This window comes from Selenomonas sp. oral taxon 149 str. 67H29BP (assembly GCF_000146365.1).
Lineage (GTDB): Bacteria > Bacillota > Negativicutes > Selenomonadales > Selenomonadaceae > Centipeda > Centipeda felix.
Map to the genome: position 1 here is coordinate 1,293,430 of NZ_GL397087.1, position 10,194 is coordinate 1,303,623.

Here is a 10,194-nt window from a genome sequence, read left to right on the forward strand (position 1 = left end):
TCCCGCACACAGGGCACTTAGCTCTTTCCTCCATGCTACCCCCTACTTCGTTTTTTCTCCACGCTTATGGGCTTCACGTGCCTCATTGAGGGACATCTGATTCGCCCCTCCTTTGTAGTCTGGGTGTTCAAATTGCAAAGGGTCATCTTCCCAGTGGCACACCATACATACATCATACTGGTGTCCGCTTTCCACCTTTCCTTCTCCGCAGCAAGGGCAAGGCACTAGGATTTCATTGTTTTCCACCATTTTTCAAATCCCCCTCTCTCATCGATTGATAATATTTCTCTCCCGCTGTTGGCTTGAACATTGTCAGAATTCCCTTTCTGACACTCGCCTTAACGAAATCGTTTTCCTTGCGGTCATACCGCACAATGATTCCGTCCTTGTCGATGTGCCCGAGGATGTCCCCACCCGTCGGCATTTCTGCAAGGCTCACCGCTCTCTCGACGTATTGCTCCATTGTGAAGCCTGGGTATTCGTCTTGATGTGTCCTGCCGTTCTTCCAGTGGTTCATCAGCTTCTGCCGACTGGCAAATCCGCGCACTTGCAGGCGGTTCGCCCCGCTGGGGCTCGGTGTTACACTATCACTTTTTTCTGCGTTTGTCGAGCCCTCACCGAATCGCCCATCGGCCCGCCGTGGATGCTTCTCTTCCTCCCACTTCGCATCAGTCGTCTGCTGCGGTTCTCCACCGCCGAACGCTCCATTCATCAGATCGCTCATGCCTTCATCGGGCTGCATTACCGAATCGTCAGCCTTCTCGATGTCCTCGTCAGTGATATTGCTCCACATGCCCGTCATCTCGGACTGCTGACGCAGCTCTTTGAGTGCCGTGCGCTGGCTGACCATGCCGGCTTGGAATGCCTTCGTTACGCTGTCCGTGTTCTTGGAGGCGAGATCTGCCATCTCATCGTCACGCGGACGACGAATGGGATTGAACTCATAGTCCCAGTCGTCGGGAATGCCCCCGAGCGTCGATATGAACATAATCGGCAGAATCTTATCGTACACCGGGCGAAGATCAGCCTCCTGCTTTTCCTCGATGGTGTCGTAATAGTTCTGCATGTCGCTCTCGCCCGTGGCGTTCATTCCCGCAGGGCTGCGCCCGAAGAGCTTAGTCACAGGGGTCTCCGCTGCGCCTGCGACATCCATCATGAATCGGTCGTAGGTCTCACCGATGCCGCCGAAGGTGTACTGGTGCGTCTCATAACTGTCGTTCTCGCCTAGCACCTGCAGACTGTTGTTGTTCATCATGGCGTTCATTCCTTGAATGGTGTTGTAGAGCTGCATCTGCGCCTGCTCATTCCCGGTGCCGAGTATCTGGCTCATCCCGTCCATCTTCATGACACGGAGATTCGCCATAAATGTCAGCATGGCGATGTTCCAGCTGACGTTGTCGCGCTTCTTGAGCTCGTCGATGACGTGTTCGAGCTCGGATGCGCCCCAGTAGGTCTCTGCGAGCTGTTCGAGGTACGGAAGCGGCCGCCCCATGAATCGGATGATGCGGCTGTGATGCACGCGGATACCAACAGTCAGCGCATCGCTAGAAACGGTGTAATACTCCGGCATTCCAAACTCAGGATCTGAAATATCGCTGACGAGCTTATCCTCCGGCGTGACCCCAGACCAACGGTCAAGGACGAGAAGCCCCTTGTACGATCCTGGCATTACCAGATCGTAGTCCAGCGGCTGATCCAGTTGGTTTTCGTGTCCCTCGATCATGATGAGTGCCCCTGCGCCGCCGTAGAGCCTCCCCCATTTCAGCCCCTCGAGGATGCGGCGGCTGGTACGCGTTGTGCGGTCACAGCGCACAATCTTTTTGATCTGGTCGGGAGAGAGCTGCGTCAGGATGTGGTACCCGTTCTTGATCATGTCCTCCGGGATAACGTCGATGATGCGGCGCACGATCCAATGGGAGCGATAGAGCGCGTTGATCGTCTGCCAGTTCCGCGTGAACCGTGTCAACTGATACTCCGTCGTCTCCAGCGGATTCGGCATGAACACACCCGTGCGTGTCATCGGATTCTGAAAAGAATCGTTCGTTCTCTGCTGCCGTACGGCCGGCTTTTTCTTTTTGCTCATTCTCTCCTCCTCCATTTCGGCAGCATGGTGTGGACATAATAACGTAACGCGTCCATCGCGTGATCCGCCTGTTTGACGGGCTTTTCTTCTCCATTACGCGCCGCTCGCTCATCCCAGACGTAGCTTTGGAACTCGTCAATCATCGGCTGGCAGTTCTTACGATGGATGCGGATTTTCTTCTTCGTCAGGAGCTTCGCAACCTCGCGAATACCGTCGTTGACGCTGTTGTCCGCATCCTTGACACGGAATCCGCGCCCCTGGCATTCGAGCTTGAAGCTCGCTGCCGAAGGGTCAATGACGATAAAGTCTGGGTACTCCTCGCCGACCATCTTTTCGAGGGCGTCCGCATACTGAGCGTCGGTCTTCTGGCGCTGCTTCTTACGGCTGTCCCAGTAGTAGAGATTCGGGATCCAGATCGTCTCCCCGTCGTCGTAAATGTCGAGAAAGACCATCGGATTCTTTGTGCCGTAATCGCAGGCGATATAACGCCTGCAGGTGCTCCGCAGCGTGTTCGTGAACTCTGCGTCATCAAATAGCAGTTCGTCGCTGAACATGTCATAGATGATGCCCTCTGCGAGCACCCAGAGCCCTAGGATCATCCGCTTAAACCACATTCCGGAGTACGAACTGCGGATGTTCGTCTTGTAATCGTCCGTGAGATTCGGATTGTCGTCGAGCTCAAAATGCACCACGCTCACGAGACCGTCGCGGAGCTTCTGCTCGCTTGTGACGTACTCCTTGTAGAGGTAGTGCATCGGTGAATCTGGATTTGTTGTACTGTAGAGCTTCGCGCCCGGGACACTGAGACGGTTGAGGAGCTGCTTGAAGAATCGCTCCGGCATCAACGTCAACTCATCGCAGTACGCCCCTGCGAGGGTCTTGCCACGAATGAATTTCTCCGAGCCCTCATCCTTCGCGCCGACAACCTTGATGCGTCGCATGTGCTCGCCGTCTGCGTCCCGCCAGAATACGTCCAGCGATCCGCTTTGTCTGTTGTAGTGGTAGTTCTCCTCGCCGATGGTGTCGAACAGGTCGTTCAGCACGTTATCATAGATCGTGTCCTTGGACACACCAGTCATGAGCAGAAGCCCGGGCGGCCCCGTCATGATGTAGTTCAGCCACTTCGGAATCATGGCGACGGTCTTGCCGCTGCGGACGCTGCCCTCGAGGATGTTGATGAAGGCGTCCTCCTCAATGGGCTTCTCGATGAAGTCCAGCGCCTTTACGCCCCAGTCGCGAAACTCCATTACTTCGTTCTCCTCTCACGCGCCTTTTGCAGAGAATCTACGAGTTGCATCATTGTGGACTGCTCCTTGGGTTTGTTCGATTCTCCATTTGCAAGCACGGCGGCTTTCTCCCTGAGTTTTACATCGCGTTCTTTGAGGCGGATGTCGGCACTGTCTCCGATGGTGTCAAGGAGAATCTTCATCATCTTCGGGTCACCCGCACACGCAGCGCGAACAATGCTGCCGAGAATCGCGTCTGCAACCGTCAGCTCTTCGTCCTCAATCTCAGCCGCCCCCATGATTCCCGCGCGGAGGTCGGGATGCAGTTCCTTTAGTGAGAGCGCGACAGTCTCCTTTAGGGCGGTACGCAGTGCTTTCTTGCGGCGGCGGGATTTTCCGCTCTCGATTCCTCCTTTTTTGCTGAGTTCTCTTGCTTCACTCTTGCTTCGTTTAGTCACAGGCTTCAGATTCTCTTCGTTTGCCATGCTACACGCTCACCACCTCCCTTGATATTGGCATAAGAAAACCCGCCCAGAATGAGCGGGTTCATTGTGAAATTGTTGTCTACTTCTTTCCGTACTTGCGGCGGGCACGGTCTGCACGTTTGCCCATGATAAAACCGTAGTGGTAAATGATAATGCCCGTAATCAAGACGTCTCCTACGGCAAGGTGACGCGCCATCAGCCAAGCAATCATATCTCGAACAGGCTCACTCGGAACGGCGTGACGCATAGCAAGCTGCTCCATTGTCATGACTACACCGCCTCCCGTCCAAAAATCTTCTCAAAGACGGGAACGACACTATCATAGTAACGCCACGTCTCAACTTCTTTGACACTGTGCTCTGACTTGCTGTAGAACAGCTTCGCGTACTCGGGTACTTTGAGTTTGTGCATATTCGCCAACTTGCCGATCTTGTTTGCCGAAACGCCGAACATCGCGCCGATCTCCGTCGCCGAGTAAGTCCGACGCTCGGCGACTGGCAACGGGAGAATCAGCTCACCTGTAACCATCTCGGCGGCTTTCGCGTTGCATACGGCTTTGTATTCGGGGATGTTCGTGCGCTCTGCAATCTTGAGGAGGAGGTTCGCCGCACGGGTGCGAGCATTGCGCTCCATGATTTCCACACGCTTGGACTGAAGGGCATCGTCATGCTTCACGTTGTATCCGCCTGTCTTGCGGATGGCGGGCAAAACCTCATCAGCAAGCTTTGCTTGAAATGCCTGTGCGACGTCATTGTTCGCCTTGAATCCGAGGCGGTAGACCATGTTCTCAGGGAGGAAATCATCTTTCCCAACAAGTTGGGAAAATCCAAATCCTTTGAGATAGCCGTTCACCGTTTCCCAACGAACGTACTCCGTTCCATTCTTCGTCTGAGTAAAGCCCCATCCGCGTGCCACATCTTCAGCGTTCAGCCATGCGCTACCATCTTTGGCAACGTAACCACTCACGTTGCCAATCGTAATAACTTCGCTCATGTTATTCATCCTTTCTTTTTTCCCGAAAAGATGATAGAATGAAGCCATCAATCCCTTCGGGGTTGTACGACGAGCACCCCTCGACTGTCGCCAAACACGGGGGGGGTGCTTTTTGTTTACATCACTCTCGATAGCTCTCACGAACTGTTTCAAGTAATGTTCTGCCGTGCGGAGCTGTACCATCTCCCTTGATGACATCGACTTCAAAGCCTTCAACAAGAGGCTTAATGCGTGATTCAAGCCACTCCGCTACGCTTGCATTGCCCGCAGCCTTCCTTTGATAAGGGTATTCGGGAAAAAGTTGACTGCGCGGGCAACGAATGACGACCCTGATCTCCTCAAGCTGAACAATCTGCCGTTCCAGTTCACTTGCCGAAACATCCATACGATCGCCTCCTTTCGCAAAACATAATACACGCATATTACAAAGTTGTCAAGGAGTTGTTTTCAGGTTATTTTAGGGTTGCTCTAGATTTTCTATTCTCCCCAAATTTTCTTTTGTAGTGATGATGAGACAAATTTAACTAGCCGTCCTGTAATAACACTCAAAAGCCCTTTTCTAGCAGTTATATTTTTATTTGCAAGCGAGTTATTTATGATTTTACAAAACTCTTTTTTCGTCATTTTATAGATTTTACCGCCGATGTGAACTTTCACGGGGTACTTTAGCAAATCTTCATCCACGACAGTTTCGGCATAGCAGCGACAGAGCGGGCAACAGCCCGCGTGGTAGTGTCCATAATCCTCCGCATTCGTTGACGGAAATAATGTTTCTGGCGCGGGTGGGTCGTTCCAATTAACAACAATCCCACTCATTTTACGGTGGCTATCCCTTGTCTTCCCATCACCTTTTCTGCCTCCGCACGCCCTCCAAACGTACCAATGAAGCCCCATTTTTTCCGCTCGCGCCTGCATCAAAGCTGTGTCTGCAATAGACGCTTGCGTTCGTGCAATCAAAAGAGCTTTATTTTTTGCATGGGCAGGAAGCATTTTCTCAAGGTCTTTCGCAATAGATTCAGCCCTGCGTCCTTTTTGGTTCTCCTGCATGACGTAAAGTGCTATATTGTTGGCATCCTCTGCAGAGAGTATTGTCAAAAGATATGGGGCTGGCCGGGCAAGGGAGGACACACGTGCGCCCGTTTCTCCTTGCATCTCTTTTTGTAGAGCATCATACATTGTTTTGCCTCGCCCATAGGTCGAGGTTATTTTTTTGATGATCCCCATTATGTCTATCATCGTGCGGTGCCGCCTTTCTCTCATAGACTGCTTTTATTGCTCCAATCTTATATTACTCGATGATAGACATAAACTCAATCAAAAAAGCCCTCCACTGATACGGCGAGGACTGCTTGCGCTCTATGCAATTTTCGACATTACCATCATACCACGTTTGCCGGCGAAAAACGCGCAGAAAGTGCGCAAAAATCTCGCAAAAAATGCGCAAAAAACGCGCAAAGATTTTAGGCTTCAAGTTATCCACAGTTTTCCAGAAACACGAAGTCAAGGCTGCGCTGACCCTCCACGGCTTCTGGGAACAGCGTCTTTGTGAGCATCGTGATCGCCTCCCGGGCGAGGTACTGACAGCTGCGCTCGCTGTAGCCTGTCGCCTGTGACACCTGATACCACCGCTCCCCGTCCACGAACTTCCTACAGAGGATCGCGCGGTGTGCATCGCTCATCAGCTGGAGCGCGTTGTCAATCCGCCGCAGGAGCGTCTGGATGCGGATGTAGTTCTCGCGCAGGATCGGCAGACGCTCTTCGAGCTTCATGCGTCGGACGACGGCACGCTCGACCTCGGATAACTCATCGTACCCTCCGATGGGTGCGTCGCCGTATTTCGATATCTTTGCATCCCCGATGCTGCGTATCTGCTCTTCCACGCCTTCGATCTCGATGCGGAGGTTGGCAAGCTGCCCCTTGAACTGGTGATAGTTCCGTAGATACCCGTATACCGTCTTTTCGTAATCGTTGTAACTGTGCACCTGCTATCCTCCGCTAATTTTACAGAATATTCACCTGCGTATATGGTGTTGAAAGTAAATTGACAGTTTTCCCTAAAAAATGCAAGTAAGCGAGCGAGATAGAGAGCGCGAATCGCTCCGCGCTCCTTGTATCCTACTCCGTTGATTACTCCAGCTCCCGCATCATGATCTCAATCCTCGGTCGCTCATCGTACCATTTCCCGAGCACTCCGAATCCGACGATCTGGCTGTCGTCCTTGTACCACACGCCCTTGAGTGCGTCCTCCACGCCCTTCAGGACGTTCGACACGTCGGGCTTCGTTATTGGCCGCAATGTCCCTGCCTTCGCCGCCTCACGCTTGTATTTTGGCATCCCTTTGGGGATAGCGCGATAGATACGTAGGGAGAACTCGATTGCCCCCTCTACGGGTGAATCTGGGGCGTGCTGCGCTGCGATCATCCGCACGTAGCTCTTGTAGTCACGGCTCTTTGCAGGGTCATACGCCTTGACGAATCCGCCCTGCCGCGAGAATCGCGGACGCCCCTGCGCGACCGGATCACCGAGGACGACGGCGGTATAGGTGCTCAAAACGGTATATCAGAGTCGGAGACCGCTCTGCTCCCATCAAACATATCCTGCTGCTCCGGCGGTGCAGCGGGACTTGTACCGCTGCTTTTACTGTCGCAGAACTCCATGCTCTGGACGACAACCTCCGTCACATAGCGCTTGCTTCCATCCTGAGCATCGTAGCTGCGCGTCTGGATGCGCCCCTCGACGGCGATCTTACGTCCCTTCCCCGTGTACTGGCTGATTACCTCGGCGGTCTTCTCCCACGCGACGCAGGGGATGAAGTCCGCCTGTTGGTTGCCGTCCGAGCTCTTTCGGCGGTCAATCGCCAGCGTGAATCTCGCACACGCCTTTCCGCTCTGTGTGTATCGCACCTCTGGATCGCGTGTCAGGCGTCCGATTCCTACCCAGTGATTCATTTGTGTTCCTCCTCCGGAAATTTCATAAAGCACATCCAATGCGTGTTCATGTTCTTTCCGCTACGATGCCCAAAAAGCGGCGTCGCACCTATCGCCGCCAGCACCTTACGCAACGGAATCTCCACATTGCTCCACTTGAACACGAGCGTTCCATATGGTTTCAGTACACGCATGCATTCCCAGAATCCATCATGCAGCACCTGCGGCCAATCCTTGTCAAGACACCCATACTTGAGCCGCGTCCACGATGTCGGCCCTGCATTCGTAAGGTGCGGCGGGTCAAACACTACAAGATAAAAACTCGAGCTCTCGAATGGCAGCGCACGAAAATCGCATACCGTATTCGGACAAACCTCGATATAACGGTTCGGGTAGAACTCATGATATGGGACTTCCCGATTGTCGCAGAACTCCACATGCGGGTTTTTCTTGTCGAACCAGAACATCCGAGAGCCGCAGCATGCATCAAGTATCTGTTTCATTGCTCACCAACTCCGGATTCTCGTAGATGTTGCCGACCACAGCCGTTATGAGAGCAACATCCGCCAAATCGTAAATGACTCCATCATACTCAGCGATAAATGCACCATCGAAGAATTTCACGATGTAATACTCTTCTGCGAAGTCGTCGAGGAGAATGTCGCCCTCGTAAATCTCGACGCCGTTCTTGTCCTTCGCGCCGATGTACTGCATAAGACACTCGGTCCTTATAAGCTCAGGCGGACCGCCCGCCGCTTCACGAACCAACACAAAAACGCTGCGACTGTGAGTATAGATATTTGCAACACTACGCATGATCTTTTTTGCGCTATCCCACGCCCTGAATTTGATCTCACGCATCTCTAGTCCCTCCTGCTCGTATAAATATCTCGAATCACATTCGCTACGCTGTCCACTGTGAGCCATCCAAAAACCAAAACGGCAGCAATAGCCATGAAATCCCAAAAGTTCAGCATTCCGCTTCCTCTCTCTCATAGCTCAATCCGAGCGTGTCCATTACCTCCTCGTTCTTCGCAGTGCAAAACGCCATCATCAAGCGCATACTCGCGTTTATGATATGCGGTTCAGTCCTATCCCCCATTCGGTAGAGGTTGATGTGACGCATCGCACGGGAAAGGTGTTCGTCCGATGGGATGGTTCGCCACGTTTCACCCGGATGTTTCGCTGCGCCCGCAGTCAGACCACGTGCTATTTCATCAAACCAAGACGGCGAAATGTACCGGTACTCGTTTTTCTCCTCATCCTGCGGATATTTCTGTTCTTCCATTTTTCTCACATCTCCTCGACGTACTCATGCTTTTCTGCATCGTAGAAGAACACGGGGATGCCGTTGTGCCGCGCACAGGTGAGTTCGATTATGCATCCTGTACTGGCTCGGTAGTTCCCTGCCATTGTGACACCATCGCACCGCATCAAAAGCTCAAGGCAATAGTCCATGATTTTTCCGTAAGTCATCCCCGTCAATGCCTTGAATTTAGCAAGTGGATTGACGTAAAGGACGCGCGGATACCGCTCCTGCAGCTCTCTCTGGATTGCCTCTGCCGCTGCTCTGTTATTCTCCTCGTCCCCGCTGAACGGATGGGACAGATAGTGCATGATTATGCTGTCACTCCTCTCATGCGATAATCCTCCGCCCGAATGTTCACGGGCACGGTCATTTCCGTGAGGCGGCTTACGATCCGCCGGCCGAATACGGCGTCCAGCTCTTTGCCGTCGTAGTTGGTCGTGATGATCGTCGGGAGCATGTGCTCGTACCGATGGTTGATGAGCACGTATACCAGCTCCACTACCCACGGCTTGGGGTTCTCCGCGCCGAGATCGTCGAGAACCAGGAGCGGCACGCTCTTTGCCGTCTCGACGAGAGCCCCCGCCTTGCCGTCCTTCGCGTCAAAACTCGCCAGCATCTTCGCGATCAGGTCGGGGACTACCACGAACATTCCCGGGATGCCCGCCTCTGCCGTCTCACGTAGGATGGAGACGGCCAGATGCGTCTTTCCTGTCCCGCAGCTGCCCTTGAGCAGTAGTCCTGGGACTTTGGGATCGCGCTTTATCGCCGCGCAAAACCGCTTGCAAAGGTCAACCGCCGGCTTAGTTGCAGGCGTCGCCCGAAACGTGGCGAAGCTGCGTGACCTGAACCTCTCGCCGACACCGCCGTCTCCCATGAGCCGCGTGATCCATTTCTGCGTCTGCTGCGTCTTGTACTTGGCACATGGCGGGATGCAGGAAAGGAGCGGGTTGCGGAATCTCTCGTCGCGGAACGCTGCCCCGTTGTAGCGGCACTCATGGCAGGTGTCCACGGTGTACGGGCACCCTGCGCACGCGGCATCATGCGCTCTCTTGGTCTCTGCCACCTGTGCCGCCAGAAGAAGCCCCTGCGGCGTACGGATCGTCTCTCGCGGTGCTCCAATCGTCCGCAGAATCTCCGCCCTCTTCGGACGTGCCGCCCAGATCATACGGGC

At 53.7% G+C, this 10,194-nt stretch carries 16 protein-coding genes; all 16 read right to left on the minus strand.

Going from position 1 to position 10,194, the window contains the following annotated elements:
• Nucleotides 1-42: 42 nt before the first annotated feature.
• A complete protein-coding gene (locus tag HMPREF9166_RS13285) occupies nucleotides 43-249 on the minus strand; it encodes a CPCC family cysteine-rich protein (protein WP_071586079.1) in 207 nt (68 codons plus the stop codon).
• Nucleotides 233-2,083 carry a DUF1073 domain-containing protein gene (locus HMPREF9166_RS06130; RefSeq protein WP_039981114.1) on the minus strand — a complete coding sequence of 617 codons (1,851 nt, stop codon included), beginning with the start codon at nucleotides 2,081-2,083 and terminating at the stop codon, nucleotides 233-235. The genes HMPREF9166_RS13285 and HMPREF9166_RS06130 overlap by 17 nt, the downstream gene beginning before the upstream one ends.
• Entirely contained in the window at nucleotides 2,080-3,330 is a 1,251-nt protein-coding gene (locus HMPREF9166_RS06135) for a PBSX family phage terminase large subunit (protein ID WP_009753120.1), read from the minus strand. The genes HMPREF9166_RS06130 and HMPREF9166_RS06135 overlap by 4 nt, the downstream gene beginning before the upstream one ends.
• On the minus strand, nucleotides 3,330-3,794 hold the full coding sequence (locus tag HMPREF9166_RS12945; protein ID WP_009753121.1) for a hypothetical protein: 465 nt from the start codon (nucleotides 3,792-3,794) through the stop codon (nucleotides 3,330-3,332). Before HMPREF9166_RS12945 ends, HMPREF9166_RS06135 begins: the two co-directional genes overlap by 1 nt.
• Before the next feature lie 79 nt (nucleotides 3,795-3,873).
• The gene (locus HMPREF9166_RS06145) at nucleotides 3,874-4,062 is read right to left on the minus strand and encodes a hypothetical protein (protein WP_009753122.1); all 189 of its coding nucleotides are present in this window, start codon (nucleotides 4,060-4,062) and stop codon (nucleotides 3,874-3,876) included.
• A gap of 2 nt (nucleotides 4,063-4,064) precedes the next feature.
• Entirely contained in the window at nucleotides 4,065-4,787 is a 723-nt protein-coding gene (locus tag HMPREF9166_RS06150) for a BRO family protein (RefSeq protein WP_050749700.1), read from the minus strand.
• Between the two features lie 121 nt (nucleotides 4,788-4,908).
• The gene (locus tag HMPREF9166_RS06155; protein ID WP_009753124.1) at nucleotides 4,909-5,172 is read right to left on the minus strand and encodes a hypothetical protein; all 264 of its coding nucleotides are present in this window, start codon (nucleotides 5,170-5,172) and stop codon (nucleotides 4,909-4,911) included.
• Between the two features lie 92 nt (nucleotides 5,173-5,264).
• The gene (locus tag HMPREF9166_RS06160; RefSeq protein WP_009753125.1) at nucleotides 5,265-6,023 is read right to left on the minus strand and encodes a phage minor head protein; all 759 of its coding nucleotides are present in this window, start codon (nucleotides 6,021-6,023) and stop codon (nucleotides 5,265-5,267) included.
• A 236-nt stretch (nucleotides 6,024-6,259) separates the two neighbouring features.
• Nucleotides 6,260-6,769 (minus strand): hypothetical protein, encoded by a 510-nt coding sequence (locus HMPREF9166_RS06170; RefSeq protein ID WP_009753127.1) that lies wholly within the window; start codon nucleotides 6,767-6,769, stop codon nucleotides 6,260-6,262.
• A 145-nt stretch (nucleotides 6,770-6,914) separates the two neighbouring features.
• Complete coding sequence (locus HMPREF9166_RS06175) at nucleotides 6,915-7,337, minus strand: RusA family crossover junction endodeoxyribonuclease (protein WP_009753128.1); 423 nt, start codon at nucleotides 7,335-7,337, stop codon at nucleotides 6,915-6,917.
• Complete coding sequence (locus HMPREF9166_RS06180; protein ID WP_009753129.1) at nucleotides 7,334-7,735, minus strand: single-stranded DNA-binding protein; 402 nt, start codon at nucleotides 7,733-7,735, stop codon at nucleotides 7,334-7,336. Before HMPREF9166_RS06180 ends, HMPREF9166_RS06175 begins: the two co-directional genes overlap by 4 nt.
• Nucleotides 7,732-8,217, minus strand: coding sequence for a class I SAM-dependent methyltransferase (locus HMPREF9166_RS06185; protein WP_039981116.1), 486 nt, complete (start codon nucleotides 8,215-8,217; stop codon nucleotides 7,732-7,734). Before HMPREF9166_RS06185 ends, HMPREF9166_RS06180 begins: the two co-directional genes overlap by 4 nt.
• The gene (locus HMPREF9166_RS06190) at nucleotides 8,201-8,575 is read right to left on the minus strand and encodes a YopX family protein (RefSeq protein ID WP_039981119.1); all 375 of its coding nucleotides are present in this window, start codon (nucleotides 8,573-8,575) and stop codon (nucleotides 8,201-8,203) included. The genes HMPREF9166_RS06185 and HMPREF9166_RS06190 overlap by 17 nt, the downstream gene beginning before the upstream one ends.
• A 109-nt stretch (nucleotides 8,576-8,684) precedes the next feature.
• Nucleotides 8,685-9,002 carry a dATP/dGTP diphosphohydrolase domain-containing protein gene (locus tag HMPREF9166_RS06195; protein ID WP_009753132.1) on the minus strand — a complete coding sequence of 106 codons (318 nt, stop codon included), beginning with the start codon at nucleotides 9,000-9,002 and terminating at the stop codon, nucleotides 8,685-8,687.
• 5 nt (nucleotides 9,003-9,007) lie between these two features.
• Entirely contained in the window at nucleotides 9,008-9,331 is a 324-nt protein-coding gene (locus HMPREF9166_RS06200) for a DUF4406 domain-containing protein (protein ID WP_009753133.1), read from the minus strand.
• Between the two features lie 2 nt (nucleotides 9,332-9,333).
• On the minus strand, nucleotides 9,334-10,194 hold an 861-nt coding region (locus HMPREF9166_RS06205; protein WP_009753134.1), incomplete at its 5' end, for an ATP-binding protein.